15 protein-coding genes are annotated in these 15,107 nt (G+C 61.0%); 4 read left to right on the top strand and 11 right to left on the bottom strand.

The window, feature by feature from the left end; all coding sequences use genetic code 11:
• The first annotated feature begins 16 nt into the window (after positions 1-16).
• Genes QZH45_RS23515 through QZH45_RS23505 form a run of 3 tightly spaced genes read left to right on the top strand, consistent with a single transcriptional unit; the run spans position 17 to position 1,630 of the window.
• Positions 17-685, top strand: a complete 669-nt coding sequence (locus QZH45_RS23515; protein ID WP_024779531.1) for a class I SAM-dependent methyltransferase — start codon at positions 17-19, stop codon at positions 683-685.
• A gap of 4 nt (positions 686-689) precedes the next feature.
• A complete protein-coding gene (locus QZH45_RS23510) occupies positions 690-1,400 on the top strand; it encodes a lipopolysaccharide kinase InaA family protein (protein WP_024779532.1) in 711 nt (236 codons plus the stop codon).
• A 2-nt stretch (positions 1,401-1,402) separates the two neighbouring features.
• The gene (locus QZH45_RS23505) at positions 1,403-1,630 is read left to right on the top strand and encodes a hypothetical protein (protein WP_024779533.1); all 228 of its coding nucleotides are present in this window, start codon (positions 1,403-1,405) and stop codon (positions 1,628-1,630) included.
• Positions 1,631-1,735: 105 nt separating this feature from the next.
• Here the strand turns inward: QZH45_RS23505 and QZH45_RS23500 are convergent, their stop codons facing one another.
• From QZH45_RS23500 to QZH45_RS23450, 11 genes are all read right to left on the bottom strand, one after another.
• Complete coding sequence (locus tag QZH45_RS23500) at positions 1,736-4,762, bottom strand: multidrug efflux RND transporter permease subunit (RefSeq protein ID WP_024779534.1); 3,027 nt, start codon at positions 4,760-4,762, stop codon at positions 1,736-1,738.
• Between the two features lie 13 nt (positions 4,763-4,775).
• A complete protein-coding gene (locus tag QZH45_RS23495) occupies positions 4,776-5,924 on the bottom strand; it encodes an efflux RND transporter periplasmic adaptor subunit (protein ID WP_024779535.1) in 1,149 nt (382 codons plus the stop codon).
• 153 nt (positions 5,925-6,077) lie between these two features.
• On the bottom strand, positions 6,078-7,175 hold the full coding sequence (locus QZH45_RS23490) for a DUF1513 domain-containing protein (RefSeq protein WP_024779536.1): 1,098 nt from the start codon (positions 7,173-7,175) through the stop codon (positions 6,078-6,080).
• A gap of 2 nt (positions 7,176-7,177) precedes the next feature.
• Positions 7,178-8,242, bottom strand: coding sequence for an imelysin family protein (locus QZH45_RS23485; protein ID WP_024779537.1), 1,065 nt, complete (start codon positions 8,240-8,242; stop codon positions 7,178-7,180).
• A 28-nt stretch (positions 8,243-8,270) separates the two neighbouring features.
• Positions 8,271-9,707, bottom strand: coding sequence for a di-heme oxidoredictase family protein (locus QZH45_RS23480; RefSeq protein WP_024779538.1), 1,437 nt, complete (start codon positions 9,705-9,707; stop codon positions 8,271-8,273).
• A gap of 240 nt (positions 9,708-9,947) precedes the next feature.
• Positions 9,948-11,288 (bottom strand): sensor histidine kinase, encoded by a 1,341-nt coding sequence (locus QZH45_RS23475; RefSeq protein ID WP_024779539.1) that lies wholly within the window; start codon positions 11,286-11,288, stop codon positions 9,948-9,950.
• A 64-nt stretch (positions 11,289-11,352) separates the two neighbouring features.
• Positions 11,353-11,790 (bottom strand): Spy/CpxP family protein refolding chaperone, encoded by a 438-nt coding sequence (locus QZH45_RS23470; protein ID WP_024779540.1) that lies wholly within the window; start codon positions 11,788-11,790, stop codon positions 11,353-11,355.
• Between the two features lie 257 nt (positions 11,791-12,047).
• The gene (locus QZH45_RS23465; protein ID WP_024779541.1) at positions 12,048-12,725 is read right to left on the bottom strand and encodes a response regulator transcription factor; all 678 of its coding nucleotides are present in this window, start codon (positions 12,723-12,725) and stop codon (positions 12,048-12,050) included.
• 7 nt (positions 12,726-12,732) lie between these two features.
• Positions 12,733-13,143 (bottom strand): translation initiation factor 2, encoded by a 411-nt coding sequence (locus QZH45_RS23460; protein ID WP_024779542.1) that lies wholly within the window; start codon positions 13,141-13,143, stop codon positions 12,733-12,735.
• Between the two features lie 115 nt (positions 13,144-13,258).
• The gene (locus tag QZH45_RS23455; RefSeq protein WP_024779543.1) at positions 13,259-13,558 is read right to left on the bottom strand and encodes a YciI family protein; all 300 of its coding nucleotides are present in this window, start codon (positions 13,556-13,558) and stop codon (positions 13,259-13,261) included.
• 1 nt (position 13,559) lies between these two features.
• On the bottom strand, positions 13,560-14,156 hold the full coding sequence (locus tag QZH45_RS23450; protein ID WP_024779544.1) for a septation protein A: 597 nt from the start codon (positions 14,154-14,156) through the stop codon (positions 13,560-13,562).
• Positions 14,157-14,243: 87 nt separating this feature from the next.
• Between QZH45_RS23450 and QZH45_RS23445 the strand changes: the two genes are divergently transcribed.
• Positions 14,244-15,107 (top strand): PHP domain-containing protein, encoded by an 864-nt coding sequence (locus QZH45_RS23445; RefSeq protein ID WP_024779545.1) that lies wholly within the window; start codon positions 14,244-14,246, stop codon positions 15,105-15,107.

Below are 15,107 nucleotides of genomic sequence, written 5' to 3'. Positions count from 1 at the left end.
AATGGAGGTCCCCTTAATGCCCAAACCCATCAAGCTCGATTTTTCCGAAAAGTATGACGAGCAACATGCCCAGAAGTACTTTCACAAGCATCGAAGCGGCTTGAGTCGCCGTCTCTCCAATTGGCGAGATCAACAACTGGCCAAGCGTGCATTGGCGCTGGCCGGTGACCCTGGGCTGGTATTGGATCTGCCTTGTGGTGCCGGACGTTTCTGGTCCTTGCTGGCGGAAAAACCGAATCGCGTCATCATTGGCGCGGACAATTCCGAGGCCATGATCAAGACCGCAATGGAGTCTCAACCCGCCGAGGTCGTAAAACGGGTACAACCCTTGCACACTTCTGCGTTCGACATAGCCTTGCCTGATAACGCCGTTGACAGCATTTTTTGCATGCGCTTGCTTCACCATATCGGTGAAGCCGAGCACCGACAGGCGATTTTGAAGGAGTTTGCGCGTGTCAGCCGTGACAGCGTGATTATTTCATTGTGGGTCGATGGCAATTTCAAGGCCTGGAAACGCAAGCGTCAGGAGCGTATCCGCGGGAAGAAAGACTACCAGAATCGATTTGTGTTACCGGTCGCTACAGTAGAGGAGGAGTTTCGGCAGGCTGGGTTTCGCATCCAGGAACAATTGGATTTCCTGCCGCTCTATGCCATGTGGCGAGTTTATGTATTACGCAAGAGGTAACAGCATGGTTGCGCAGGTAGCAGAGACACCTGGGATTTCCCGCAACAGCTTCGACCATTTCTGGAGCATGAAGGGTGAATGGGTGGAAGAGCCCAACGTGCGTCGTGGTGGAGAAAGTGGCGTACAGCGGATCATCAGCAAGGATGGCGAGCTGCTTTATGCCAAGCGTCAGACGGGGCACATTTATCGCAGCTGGCTGCATCCGTTCGGTAGACCTACCGTGTTGCGAGAGCAAGACGCGCTGCTGGCGTTGACCCGGCTTGATGTCCGCGTCCCTCAATTGGTTTTCTGCGGGGCCCAGCGGGACCCGGTCCATAAGTGGCGTGCGCTGCTGGTGACCCGGGCGCTCGAAGGTTTTGAGGAGATCGAGAAATGGTACGCCGCAGGTGGCCGCGAGCGTCATGGCGAAGCGGTGCATGATCAAATCCTCCAGGCACTGGCCGAAAACCTGGCCCGCATGCATAAAGGCCGTTGGCAGCATGGGTGCATCTACATCAAGCATGTATTTGTGCGTGTAACCGGGGAGGGGGAAGCGGCGAAACCCGAAGTCGCCTTGTTGGACCTGGAGAAGTGTCGCCAGCGTTTGACCGCCCGACGGGCTGCATCCCATGACATGAAGCAGCTACGACGCCATTCGTCGTTCAGCGATTCTGACTGGAAAAAACTCGTCTACTTTTATGAGACGGCGTTTGGCAGCGCTATCAAAGGCTTATAGTGATGAAACTTGAAATTGCTAGAGGTGTGTTTTTAGTCGGAGCCCTGGCAGTTGCATCGATGGCGGTGGCTGTGTGGGAACAGCCCCGTTCTCAGATACTCAGTGCCTCCTACTCTGACGCTCACTGCCCTTTACCGCGGGTGGCCAAGGCCAGCGAGGTCATCCGGCCGGATAATGACCTGTTGCTGTTCATGTTCAGTCTTTCCCAAGGCGTGAGGCCACAGAGTTGAGAGTCATGGAGCCCAAATAAAGGCTGCCTTCGGGTAGCCTTTTTTTTATATCTTGTTATTTATAGGGGGAGACATTTGTGGCGAGAGGATCCCCTTCAATAGAGATCAGGCTTTATCCGGCTTGGCCAGCAGCGTGTAGATGCAAGGCAATACGAACAGCGTGAACAGGGTGCCAATCGACATGCCGGTGGCAATGACCGTGCCGATGTCGAAGCGGCTCACCGCTCCGGCACCGGTGGCCAGGATCAACGGCACCATGCCAAACACCATGGCCGCAGTGGTCATCAGCACCGGTCGCAAGCGAATCGACGCAGCTTGCTCCACGGCTTCCCGTGGCGTCAGGCCCTGTTCCTTGCGCAGCTGGTTGGCAAATTCGACGATCAGAATGCCGTGCTTGCTGATCAGGCCGATCAGCGTCACCAATCCCACCTGGGTGTATATGTTCATGCTCGACCAGCCGAGGAACAGCGGAATCAGGGCGCCGCAAATGGACAGCGGTACCGTCACCAGGATCACCAGGGGATCACGAAAGCTCTCGAACTGGGCCGCCAACACCAGAAAGATGATCGCCAACGCCAGGGCAAAAGTGACCCACAAGGCACTGCCTTCCTGGATGAACTGACGCGAGGCCCCGGCATAGTCGAAGGCAAACCCCACCGGTGCCTCTTCCCGGGCGATCTGGCGAACCGTCTCGATGGCCTCGCCCATGCTCACAACGGGGAAGCCCGAAATCGTCACCGCATTGAGTTGCTGGAACTGATTGAGTTGCCGCGGGCGCGCCCGGTCGCTGACCTTGATCAGGGTCGAGAGGGGCAATGACTCACCCTGGGTATTTTTCACGTAGTAGCTGTTCAGCCAGTCAGGATTATCCCGGAATGGCCGTTCGACCTGGGCAATGACCTTGTAGCTACGGCCTTCGATGGTAAAGCGGTTGATCTCCGACTCACCCAGCAAGGTGGCGAGGGTACCACCCAGATCCTGCATCGAGACACCCATCTGGGCGGCCTTGTCACGATCGATGTCGACGACGACCTCGGGCTTGTCGAAGGCCAGGTCAATGTCCATGAATGCAAATTTTCCGGACTCCAGTGCACGCTTCTTGACCCGCTCCGCGACCTCCAGAAGCGTCGCGTAGTCCTTCGGCGAGTTGATGACGAAGGCAAAGGGCAGGCCTTCCCCCGTGCCGGGCAGGGAAGGGAGGTTGAAGCCGAAGATCTGCAAGCCTGGGATGCTTTCCAGCTTGCTCTGGACATCAGGCAGGATTTCCATCTGGGTGCGGCTGCGTTCGTTCCAGGGTTTGAGCAGGAAGCCGCCGATGCCGGACTGCACGCCGTTGTAGCCATTGATCTGGAACGAAGAGTAGTACTCCGGGAACTGCTTGAAGATATCGACGAAGTGGTCCGTGTAGGTGTTCAGGTAGTCGAGGTTGGTCGGCTGTGGCGCCTTGGCCATCATGAAGATGATGCCCTGGTCTTCGTCGGGAGCCAGTTCGGATTTGGTGAACATGAGCAGTACCGGAATCAGCAGCAGAACGATCACGGCGAACACCAGCACGACCGGCCGGGTATTGAGCGTGCCATGAAGCATGCGCTGGTAACGGGTCTTCAAGCGTTCGAAAACCATGTCCAGTCGATGGGCCAGCCCCGAAGGGTTCTCGTCGTGGCGCAGCAGCATGGCGCACATCATGGGCGACAGGGTCAGGGCAACGATCCCGGAGATCACCACGGCCCCGGCCAGGGTCAGGGCGAACTCCTTGAACAGGGCGCCCGTCAGGCCTTCGAGCAGGCCGATCGGCGCATACACCGCCGCCAGCGTGATGGTCATCGAGACAACCGGCATGGCGATCTCCCGGGCGCCTTCCAACGCTGCGTCAAACGGGCTCTTGCCTTCCTCGATATGTCGATGGATGTTCTCCACGACGACGATGGCGTCGTCCACCACCAGGCCGATGGCCAGTACCATCGCGAGCAATGTCAGCAGGTTCATCGAGTAGCCCATCAACTGCATGAAGAACATCACGCCGATCATCGACAGCGGGATGGTCACCACCGGGATGAGTACCGACCGCAGGGCGCCGAGAAACAGGAACACCACGACGATGACGATCAGCACTGCCTCGAACAGGGTCTTCACCACCTCATCGATGGATGCCTGGATGAACAGGGTCGCATCGTAGGCAATCTCGGCCTTGAGGTTCGTCGGCAACTGGGCCTCCATTTCCGGCATGATCTTGCGCACTTCCCTGATCACATCCAGCGGGTTCGCGCCGGGCGTGGCCTTGATCCCGATATACACCGAGGGCGTGCCTCCGAAGGAACTGATGGTGTCGTAGTTTTCGGCGCCCATCTCCACCCGTGCCACATCCCGTAGCAGTACCCGGCTGTCACCGTCGGTCTTGAGCGGTATCGCGGCAAAGGCTTCGGCTGATTTCAGTTCGGTGTTGGCGTTGACGCTGGTGACCACATATTCGCCCTTCACCTCGCCAGCGGCCGATAGAAAGTTGTATTGGCGCACGGCATTGGTCACGTCGGCGGCGGTCAGGCCGAAACCGGCGAGCTTGATGGGATCGAGCCACAGGCGCATGGCGAAGACCTGATTGCCAAGGATCTCCGCCTCAGCCATGCCGGGGAGGGTCGCCAGCTTGGGCTGGATTACCCGTGACAGGTAGTCGGTGATCTGCGGGTTGTTCAGTTCCTTGCTGAAAAAGCTGATGTACATCAGGGCAGAGGCATCGGCGGCCTCCCGGCTGAGCACCGGGTCCTCGGCATCCTGGGGCAGCTGGTTCTTGACCTCGTTGGCCTTGGCCAGCAATTCGGTGAAGAGACGGTCGCTGTTGGAGCCAATGCGGGCATAGACCGATATCACCGAGAAGTTCTGGCGGCTGACCGAGGTCATGTAGTCGATGCCCTCGGCGCTGGCCAGGCTCTGCTGCATCGGCTGGGTGATGTAGCCCTGGATGGTTTCGGCATTGGCCCCGGGGTAAGCGGTGGTCACCGTGATCAGGGCGTTTTCCATCTGTGGATACTGGCGCAGCGGCAGCTTGCTCCAGGCCTGGAAGCCCAACAGCACGATCAACAGGCTGACCACGGTGGCGAGCACCGGACGGCGGATGAACGGATCGGTAAAAGCCATGGGGATTCCTTGATCAGTCTGCGCGTCGCAGGCTGTTCTGTTCGGTCAGGGTCTTGTCGTCACTGATGACGATGTGGGTACCGTTATCCAGTTTGATCTGGCCGGCGATCACCACCTGTTCGCCGCTCTGTACGCCCTTGGTAACCAGCACCAGCCCGTCGCGACGTTCGCCGGTCTCGACGAAGCGCCGCTCGACAATCAGGACCGGCTGGCCCTTGTCGTCCTTCTCGAGATTGCCGTCGGCGCCTTTCTTCTGCGTCACCACGTACATGGAATTGCCGTAGAGGGTGTAGGTCACGGCGCTCTCCGGCACGACGATTCCGTCCGCCACGTCCGGCAGGATCACCTGCAGGTTGGCGAACATGCCGGGCAACAGCTTGCCGTCGGGGTTGGCCAGGGTAGCGCGTACCAGCACATTGCGGGTGCTGTCCTCGATCTTGGGGTTGATGGCACTGATGGAGCCGACGAACGTCTGGCCGGGGTAGGCCGAGACGCCGACGTTGATCGCCTGGGCCACGGCCAGCCTTGGCACCGTTTGTTCAGGGATATAGAAGTCCACGTAGAGGCTGCTGAGGTCTTGCAGTGTGGCGATTACCGTGCCGCTGGCGAGATAATCGCCGACATCCACCTGGCGGATGCCGATGGTGCCGCTGAACGGCGCGACGATGCGTTTCTTGTCCAGCGCAGCCTTGAGCTGATTGACCGTGGCCTGGTTCTTTTTCAATTGTGCCGAGAGTCGGTCGAACTCGCCCTTGGAGATCGCCTGGCTACCCACCAGTTGACGGCCGCGGCCGAAGTCCAGTTGCGACAGGCCCAGGTCGGCTTCGGCGGTTTCCAGCTGGGCACTTTCGACCTCGCTGTCCAGTTGCAGGAGCGGTTGACCGGCCTTGACCTTCTGTCCGGACTGGAACAGTACTTTCTGCACGGTCCCGGCAATCTCCAGGCTCAGGTCCACGCCTTGCAACGCCTTGAGGCTGCCGACGGCAGGCAGCAGGCTTTGCCAGGGCTGCTCGGTGGCGCTGGCCACGGCAACACTGACCGGTGGTTTCGGTGCAGAAAACATCTGGATCTGCTGGTAAACGGAGAAGGCCTTGTAGCCGGCCAGCAACAGCACCACCAGCAGGACAACACCCAACATGATCAGCATGCGGCGTCGCAGCATGTTCCACTTCCTTGGAAAGCCGATAGAAAAGACAGTCAGGCGGGCACCTTACCCTGAGTATGCTGGGGATTCCAGATCCCATAAGGCCCGTGTTGCGTAGGATTATTCCCGAAATACAAGGGGCTCCGCATCGATGGCTTCGCCCCCGCTTAATCAGGCCAGGTGCAAATGGTTGTCCCAGAGCCCTGCCGGCAGGTCCAACGGCTTTGCAACCAGTTGGGTCTGTCGGCAATCGTAATAGCGGCAACGCCCTTGACCTGAGGTCACGACGAAACCGTCTGCCACCGCTCCCACCCCTGCGCAATCCGGCAGAGGGGCATCCAGGCGGACTTCTCCGCTGTCCAGGTCCCAGATGAAAAAGCGATTGCCACGAGGGGCCGTCAGGGCGACCAGGCGCAGGTCGCTGTGCACCGCGACGCTGGCAGTGTAATGCCCCATGGCTTGCAATTGCTGTTCGGACACCGGAAACGCCTTGAAGGGCTGACCCGGACGCTTGATCGCCACCAGTTCCGAGGACTCATGGGCATCCCCCATGAACTGCTGGCCGGAAACGATGGTGCCGTCACTGGCGATGCCCAGATGGCGCACACTGTTCATGGACTGGGGAAGGGTTTCCTTGCTCAACAGCGTGCCGTCGCGCTGCATGAGGACCAGGCTGGGTTCCATGGCATCGAGGTTCATCTCTACCCGGCTCTCGGCCTCGGTGCGGATACCGCCGTTGGCCACCACCAGGGTTTCGCCGTCGGGCATCCATGACACCTGGTGCGGGCCGATGCCGTGGGTGGGGATCTCGCCGCTGTGTATCAGTCGTTCGCCTTCGAAACGGTACACGCCCAACAGGCCGCGTCCGGGATCCGAGGTGTCATTCTCGGTGGCGTACAACCACTCGCCGCTGCGATGGATCACCGCGTGACCGTAGAAATGCCGGTTCGGCAAGGACGTGATGGTCTGCAGCAACGTGCCATCGCGCAGGTCGATCAGGTAGCTCTCGGTGCCCGGGCGACGGGCAACGAACAGCGCAACCGGCTGCGATGGATGATTGACGATGTCATGGCAACGCTGGTCGACCCGGGTGGCGAACACCCGTGTGCCGTCCAGTCGATAACCCACAGCGTAATGCTTGCCATCACCATCGTCCCGTGCCGACAGCAGCAGCGCAGGCGTGTCCTTTTGCTTGAACAGCTTCCAGCCACCCAGGGTAACGGCGCCGAGCAGCAAACTGCCCAGTGCCAGGGCCTGACGTCGAAACATGATCAGTCACCGTCGTTGGCATTGAAGCCCAGTTGGATGCCCAGCGCCTTGGCCAGTTCGCCTTCGTGCAGGCGGTGGACGGCGTTGAGGCTGTCATACAAATCGTTGAGTTGCTGACGCCCGGCGTCGTCGTTGAGCATCTCGGTCAGCGAACGCTGGGTGCTGGCGAACAGTTTCAACGATGCGTCATAGGCCGCGTCGATCTTGTCGGCCAAGGGCTTCTGGTCGCTTGGCAACAGACTGCGCAGGCCCTTGTTATCCACGCCGACCCAGACCGTCCTGGCTGCGCTGAGGCTGGCTTCCAGGCCTTGCAGAGACGACTGGCTGCGCCAGGCATCTGCCTGGAAAGGTTGCGGTACGCCCTTGGTCTGGCGGCCCATCGGGGTGCCGAGTTTCTTCTTCAATGTGTCGAGAGCGGTGACCTGAACACGTAGCAGGTCGGCGATCGCTTCGTGGGAGTCGGCATAGCGCTGGTTCGGAAACTTGCTCATCTGGGCGAGCATGCCGTCGTTGGTGTTCCAGCGTGACAGGATCTCTTCGGCCAGCTGTTTCTGGCGTTCACCGATGGCCATCAGCAGTGGGCAGTATCTGGCTTTCTGCGTGCTGTCAGCCATGTCGATCCTGGCGTCGAACAGCAGGTATTCGTAGGCCGAAAGGCCCTGGACCACAACGCTGGATTTGGCCAGGCCGGCAGCGTCGATCTGCGGCTGGCTTTCGACCAGTTGCTCGACCTGACGGCCCACCAGGTTCTTCTTGTCCGGCCAGAACTGTACTTGCCAGGCGCGATTGCCCTCGGCCAGCGGACCGATCAACAGCGGTTGCAGTTCGGCCCAGGCCTTTTGCGCCTTGAGGAAATCGGCGCGGGCGGTCTCCAGGTTTTCCTTGCCTTGGCAAAACGCCAGGGCGCTGCTCGCCAGTTGCCGGTCGGCATCGACCCAACGGCTGTAGGTCGGCAGGATCACTTGCTTGGCAATGGCGGCCGAAGTGACTGCTTGCGGGTCCTGCGGCGAGCAGGCGCCGAGGGCGAGGGCGGCGAGGCTGGTGAACAACAGCTTGGGACGGAACATGTCGGACTCCCGTTTTCGGAAAAATGATTTAAAGGGAATTCAGGAAAACCAGCAACGCAGCACGTTGCTCGGCATTGAACGCTAAAACCTGGCGCTGCGCCGCTTGCGCTTCGCCGCCATGCCACAGCACGGCTTCGAGCAGGTTGCGGGCGCGACCGTCGTGCAGGAACTGGGTGTGGCCGCTGACGGTTTCGGTCAGGCCGATCCCCCACAGCGGCGGTGTCCGCCAGTCACGGCCGCCAGCCTTGAATTCGCTGCGGTTGTCGGCCAGGCCTTCGCCCATGTCGTGCAACAACAGGTCGGTGTAAGGGCGGATGACCTGGTTCGCCAACTCCGGCTCGGCGGCGGTGGCGGACGTGGTGTACTTCGGCGTGTGGCAGGACTGGCAACCGGCCTGGAAAAACAGACTCTTGCCGGCCAGTACCTGGGGTGAGTTCACGTCCCGGCGCGCGGGTACGGCAAGGTTACGGCTATAGAACAGCACCAGCCGCAGGATGTTATCGCTCACCTCCGGTTCGCCGTCCGGTCCATTGCCGTTGGGTGCGCGCTTGCAATCGATCTGGGCCTCGGTGCAATCGTCGAACGGCCGCAGGCTTGTCGTCAGGCCCATGTCACCGGAAAACGCGTGGACGTTCTGCTGATTGAGGTTGGGTTGCCCGGCTTTCCAGCCGAAACGTCCCATGACGGTTTTCTGCTGGACATCATCCCAGACCCGGTTCGGTCGGCCGGCGATGCCGTTCTTCTCCCGTGCCTGGGCCTCGGCGTTCGCCAGGATGGCTTCATCGGGGATGGCTTCCAGCAATCCCAAGCCGATCATTGGCGGCGCGACCCGTGCGGACAAACGTGTGTCGGGGTGCATCGGGCCGTAGCCCAGTTGGCTGACCTGCAGGCTCGGCTTGCGCAGTTCCACCACCGTGCCGTCCTTGAAACGCACCGGGACAGGTGTGTATTCAACCCGCACCTTGCCTTCCGGGGCGACGCCGGGTACGGACATATCCTGCAACTGCCCGCCGTAGACCGGCTCCGGCACCACGCCCAGGTGCTCGATGACCTTGGCGTAGGGCTGCGCATCGGGGATCGACAGGCGCACCAGCATCGATACCGCGTTAGCCGCATCCGGCGCCGGCGGATGGCCGCGACCGTCCTTGATATGGCAGTTCTGGCAGGCATTGGTATTGAACAGCGGTCCGAGGCCATCCCGGGCGGTGGTGGTCGAGGGTGCGATCACCCAGGGGCTGCGGAAAAAACTGTTGCCGACGCTGAAGTCCACGCGCCGCGAGGGTGGCAGGTTGGCCGAGGGCAGGGAGAATGCGTTCTGGTCGGTCTTGCGTACCGTCGCGGCGCCGCCGGACCGGGCTTCACCGGGTTCGGCCTGGGTAAAGCGCGGCGCATCATCGCAGCCACTCAGGCCCATGGCCGTGGCCAGTGCCATGAACAGCGCGCATAGAAGAGGCAACGACGGCATTGAACATCCTGGAAGACGAGTGAAACGAGGGCGCAAAGTCTAACAGGACGGGGAACTTTGAATAAGAGGAATTATCGTTTGGTTTTGCGGCGGCAGTCCTGTCGCCGCAATCCCTGCGGGAGCGAGCCTGCTCGCGAGACGATGGTCCCTTCGATGATGATGTCGACTGACACGATCCCTTCGCGAGCAGGCTTGCTCCCTCAGTGGTTCTGCGGCGTTCGCGGACCCTTTCGTCATGGCTTAAGGCTGGACAATAGCTCCTGGCACCAACGGCAATTCCAGGCTCGCGATGAAGCCGCCACCGGGATGGTTGGCCAGTACCAGCGCGCCCCCGTGGCGTTCGGCGGCACGGCGGGCGATTGCCAGGCCCAGGCCGTGGCCGGCGGCAGTCTGGCCCGGTGCGCGATAGAATGGTTCGCCCAACTGGCCCAAATGCTCGGCCTCTACGCCCGGGCCATGATCGCGCACGCTCACAATGACTCGTTCGCCCTGGCGCACCGCGCGCATTTCGATGGGTTGCCCGGCGGGATTGAAGCGTTGGGCGTTGCGCAGCAAATTGTCCACCGCTCGCTCGATCATGGTCGGCCAACCCTTGAGGGTCAGGTTCGGCTCGGCGTTCAATTGCACGCTTTGCTCGGGTGAGGCCAGTTGCGCGTCTTTTTGCAGGGCGGCCAGCAAGCCATTGAGGTCCACGTCTTCGGCACTGGCGTTGTCGGCATCGACCCGGGCCAGTACCAGGATTTCACTGATCAACGCTTCCAGGCGGTCGCATTCGCGGGTCAGGCGCGGCCATAGTGCTTCACGCTCCTGGGGGCCGGCCCGCTCCGCCAGCGCCAGGGCGATGCGCAACCGGGCCAGGGGCGAGCGCAGCTCATGGGATACATCCCGCAGCAACTGGCGCTGGCTGCTGATCAGACTTTGCAGGCGCGCGCCCATGCGGTTGAAGTCCGTTGCCAGTACACCGAATTCGTCGCGACGGTTGGCCAGTTTGGCGAGGCTGTTCTGCTGGTAAGTGGTCTGTCCCAGGTCATGCACGGCACCGCGCAGTCGGTTCAGCGGGCGGGTGATGGAGAAGGTCACCAGCAGACTGAACAAGGTCAGCACCACCAGGGCGATCCCCAACGCACTGAGGGGCCAGAGCAGGCTGTCGCGGTGCCAGGCGTCCAGTTCGGGATGGGGGATGCGGTAGATGAACAGGTAAGTGTCGCCGGTCTTGGCGCTGGTGAACTCGTCGGTCAGGCGCCGCCAGGGCAGGCGGCGGTCGTCGTTGTTCTGCCGTGCCTCGAAGGCTGCGGCACGCCGTGGAAAGGTTCCGCGCACTACCGGGTCGCCGCTTTCGTTGAGTACCTGGACGTCAATGTGATATTGGCGTTTGCGCTGTTGCAGGATCTCCTGCGCGGCATCTTCACCCTGGCTTTCGTAGGTTTGCGTCCACTCTTCGGCCAGGGTGTTGAGTCCTGGATGGCGGCTCAGAATCCAGGCGTCCTGGTTCAGTACATGGCCCAGTAGAATCGAAAGCCCTGCAACCAGCGTGATGGCCAGCCAGAAACTGGCCAGGATGCGCCAGAACAATGAACGCACGGTAAATCCTCGAAACAGGGAAAGCCCAGCGGCGCGGAGCCGCTGGGCGGGGGACGTCAGCGCATTATTGCGCTTTTTGCGGCTGTTGCGCCTTCCAGGCCTTGAATTCTGCCCACTCGGCGCGACGTTCGGCCTGTTTCTTCTGGATCGCGTCGAACTCTTTCTGCTGCTCAGGCTTCAACAGCCCACGGATCTGGGCATCGACCTTCTCGTGCCGTGCCTTCATTTCATCCTGCATGGCCTTCTGGTCGGCCGGTGACAGCTTCGCCAAGTATTTCTCGACCAACTCCTGACGTTCGTGACGCTGCTCGCCCATGATCCGGCGGATCTGCTGGCGTTGTTCGTGGGTCAAGTCCAGTTGGCTGTACGGACCTTTGTCGTGCATCTGGCCGCCGTGACGCGGGCCGTCCATCGGTCCCATCGGGCCGGCGCCTTCGGGCATGGCCATCGCGACTGTCGGCAGGGCGGCAGCGAACATCAGAGCGATAAGGGTTTTGCGCATGGTGTATCTCCTTGTCTCGTTCCCGGTCAGTTCCGGATGAGTGCAGATTACGGAGATCAAGGTCAGCGGCGGTCAGGGGTGGGTAAAGCTTGGGTAAAGAGGCTTTGGTGCAGACCTGACAAACACCTGATTTCAAGTCGAACCAATACCTGTAGGAGCTGCCGAGCGAAGCGAGGCTGCGATCTTTCCCCAGGCACTTGGATCGGAGTGAGCCCCCATCCAGATCCAGATCAAGAGATCGCAGGCTTCGCCAGCTCCTACAAGCTGTAGTAGTAACCCCGGCTGCGCAACGCCACGATGCGCGGGCGGCCGTCGGGATGGGGGCCGATTTTCTTGCGCAGGTTACTCACGTGCATGTCGAGGCTGCGGTCGTACAGGGTCAGCTTGCGGCCCAGGGCGATCTGCGCCAATTCCTGCTTGTCCAGCGGCTCGCCCGGCTGCTTGAGCAGCGCCTCGAGCAGGCGACTCTCGGACACGGTGAGGGTCTGTTCCTGTTCATCGATGCTGACCACGCCACGGACCGGGCTGAAGGTCAGGTCGCCCAGTTCGATCTGGCTGGACACCGCCGTTGGATGACTACGGCGCAGCACGGCGCGCAGGCGCGCGGTTAGTTCCCGTGGGTCGCAGGGTTTGGCCAGGTAATCGTCGGCGCCCAGTTCCAGGCCAAGGATGCGGTCCAGCGGTTCGCCACGGGCCGAAAGCATCACCACTGGCAGTTCCGGATGGTCGGTGCGCAGTTGCTTGAGCAACTCCAGGCCGCTGCCGTCGGGCAGCATCACATCCAGCACCACCGCCGCCGGAGCGGTTTCGGCCAGGGCCTTGCGGGCACTCTGGCCATCGTGGCAGGCCCGGACCTGGAAGCCTTCCTGGCCCAGCCAACTGCCGAGGAGCTCACACAGCTCCTGGTCATCATCAATCAGTAACAGCTCGCTCATGAATCACTCAATTTAGCCATTGCCGACGCTGTCTACGTCCACCGCTGGCAAAGATACCGCAGAGTAGGGCCAATAGCGCTACCCCGGCACCGATGACGAACCATTGCTGTTGATCGGTCAACAGGCGCGGCAGCGAGCTCGACTGGGCTTCCTTGAGTTGCAGCTTCAGACGCTGGTTCTCCTGACGCAAGCGGCTTATCAGTGCGGTTTCGCGTTCACTGCTGGCGTTCTGCAATTGTTGGGTCAGTTCTTCACGCAGGCGCTCACTGTCTTTCAAGCGTTGCTGCAGCTCGGTGATCTGCCCACCTGCGCTCAGGGACAAGGGCGTCGAATGACTGGCCTCGGTGTTTTCTTCGCCATGGGCGGGAGCCCCGATCGCCAACATGACCCATAACAGGCACAACGGACCTTTGCGCATTGCCACTCCTGAATTCCAATCGAGACTAGACAGATTAGACAGGTTGTCGGCAGGCAAACGAGAACAATGAGCAATTGAATGCGATGAGCCCAGGGGGCTCATCGCATTCAAGGATTTACGGCAGGACTTGCTTGAACGGCTTGACCACGACATTGGCGTAGACGCCGGCAGTCACGTATGGGTCGGCCTCGGCCCAGGCTTGTGCGGCGACCAGGGACTCGAACTCGGCTACGATCAGGCTGCCGCTGAAACCGGCGGCACCGGGGTCGTTGCTGTCCACGGCCGGGTGCGGACCGGCCAGCACGATACGACCCTCGGCCTTGAGCTGCTGCAGACGTTCCAGGTGCTCGGGGCGGGCGGCCAGGCGTTTTTCCAGGGAGTCGGCGACGTCGGTGGCAATAATTGCGTAGAGCATGTCAGTCCTCGGTTTTTTGCGTGGGGGTGTCGGCATCGTGCAGATGACGGGACAGGTAGATGCCCTGGCCGATCAGGAATAGCAGCGTCATGCCCAGGCTGCCGAAGACCTTGAAGTCGACCCAGTAGTCCTGGAACGTGAACGCGACGAACAGGTTGGCGCCGCCGCAGAACAGGAAGAAGGCGATCCAGGCGATGTTCAGGCGGGTCCAGATCACGTCCGGCAGGCTGACGGCATGGCCCATGATGCGTTTGATCAGCAGACTGTCGCCGATGAAATGACTGCCGATAAAGGCCAGGGCGAACAGCCAGTTGACCACTGGCGCTTTCCATTTGAGGAAGGTGTCGCTGTGGAAGGCCAGGGTCAGGCTACCGAACACAAGGCAGGCGATCAGGGTCAGCCACTGGCTTTTCTCCAGCTTGCGCTGGGAGATGAACAACGCTCCGTAGACCACCAGGGAACTGATGATGAGCACCGCGGTGGCGCTGTAGATACCGCCTACAGTCAGGGACTGACCGGCAATGTCGACGGTGCGTGGGTCAAGTTTATAGGTGATGAAAAACAGCAGAAGCGGGATGAAGTCGATGAATTGTTTCACAATGGCAGCCAGAAGCAGGATGTGACGGCATAATAACAAACATCCTTGGCCGCGATAGGGCCAGCTGATTTGAGGTAACACACCCCCGTGAATGTTGATTTGCACTGCCATAGCACGGCCTCCGATGGCGCCCTGGCGCCTGCGATTGTGGTGGCGCGGGCGTTCGAGCACGGCGTGCGAGTCCTGGCCCTGACCGATCATGACACCCTCGAAGGCCTCGACGAGGCCCGCAATACGGCGACGGCGTTGGGCATGCAACTGATCAACGGCGTCGAATTGTCCTGCACCTGGGGCGGGGCGACCATCCATGTGCTGGGCTACGGTTTCGATGTCGACGCGCCGCCGCTGGTCCAGGCCATCGCCCAATTGCGCGACGGTCGCTGGCTGCGTGCCGAGGAGATCAGCCGCAAACTGGCCCTCAAGGGCATGCCCGGTGCGCTGGAGGGTGCCCGGCAGATCCAGCAGGAGCTGGGTGACAGCGGTAACGCACCGGCACGGCCGCACTTCGCCGACTGGATGGTGCGCGAAGGTTTCGTCAAGGACCGTGCCGAAGCGTTCCGCAAATGGCTGGGGGCCGGCAAGCTAGGGGATGTCAAGCAGCATTGGCCCTCCCTGGAACAGACGGTTGAAACCCTGCGGGCCTCGGGGGCCTGGGTCAGCCTGGCGCATCCGTGGCACTATGATTTCACCCGAAGCAAACGTCGCCGCCTTATAGCCGACTATATTCAAGCAGGGGGCCACGCCATTGAGGTGGTCAATGGCCATCAGCCGGCCGAGCAGGTCGGCAGTCTGGCGATTCTGGCCCGGGAGTTTGGCCTGCTGGTCACCGCCGGCAGTGATTTCCATGGCCCAGGAGGCTGGTCCGAGATCGGCGAATACCGTCCGTTACCCGAAGATCTGCCACCGCTTTGGTGTAGATTCAAACATGAACTTGTTACCGACGCCGTCTGA

It is taken from the genome of Pseudomonas corrugata (assembly GCF_050920615.1).
GTDB classification, from domain to species: Bacteria; Pseudomonadota; Gammaproteobacteria; order Pseudomonadales; family Pseudomonadaceae; genus Aquipseudomonas; species Aquipseudomonas corrugata.
The sequence above is the reverse complement of the archived record's forward strand: the minus strand, read 5'-3'. Positions and strand labels throughout refer to the sequence as shown.

What these genes read in the sequence shown, in the direction of transcription:
- QZH45_RS23515 (WP_024779531.1), top strand. Translation starts at nt 17, where the DNA reads ATGCCCAAACCCATCAAGCTCGATTTTTCCGAAAAGTATGACGAGCAA.
- QZH45_RS23485 (WP_024779537.1), bottom strand. Translation starts at nt 8,242, where the DNA reads ATGTTCCGTCCCAAGCTGTTGTTCACCAGCCTCGCCGCCCTCGCCCTC.
- QZH45_RS23505 (WP_024779533.1), top strand. Translation starts at nt 1,403, where the DNA reads ATGAAACTTGAAATTGCTAGAGGTGTGTTTTTAGTCGGAGCCCTGGCA.
- QZH45_RS23510 (WP_024779532.1), top strand. Translation starts at nt 690, where the DNA reads ATGGTTGCGCAGGTAGCAGAGACACCTGGGATTTCCCGCAACAGCTTC.
- QZH45_RS23470 (WP_024779540.1), bottom strand. Translation starts at nt 11,790, where the DNA reads ATGCGCAAAACCCTTATCGCTCTGATGTTCGCTGCCGCCCTGCCGACA.
- QZH45_RS23500 (WP_024779534.1), bottom strand. Translation starts at nt 4,762, where the DNA reads ATGGCTTTTACCGATCCGTTCATCCGCCGTCCGGTGCTCGCCACCGTG.
- QZH45_RS23455 (WP_024779543.1), bottom strand. Translation starts at nt 13,558, where the DNA reads ATGCTCTACGCAATTATTGCCACCGACGTCGCCGACTCCCTGGAAAAA.
- QZH45_RS23465 (WP_024779541.1), bottom strand. Translation starts at nt 12,725, where the DNA reads ATGAGCGAGCTGTTACTGATTGATGATGACCAGGAGCTGTGTGAGCTC.
- QZH45_RS23495 (WP_024779535.1), bottom strand. Translation starts at nt 5,924, where the DNA reads ATGCTGCGACGCCGCATGCTGATCATGTTGGGTGTTGTCCTGCTGGTG.
- QZH45_RS23460 (WP_024779542.1), bottom strand. Translation starts at nt 13,143, where the DNA reads ATGCGCAAAGGTCCGTTGTGCCTGTTATGGGTCATGTTGGCGATCGGG.
- QZH45_RS23490 (WP_024779536.1), bottom strand. Translation starts at nt 7,175, where the DNA reads ATGTTTCGACGTCAGGCCCTGGCACTGGGCAGTTTGCTGCTCGGCGCC.
- QZH45_RS23480 (WP_024779538.1), bottom strand. Translation starts at nt 9,707, where the DNA reads ATGCCGTCGTTGCCTCTTCTATGCGCGCTGTTCATGGCACTGGCCACG.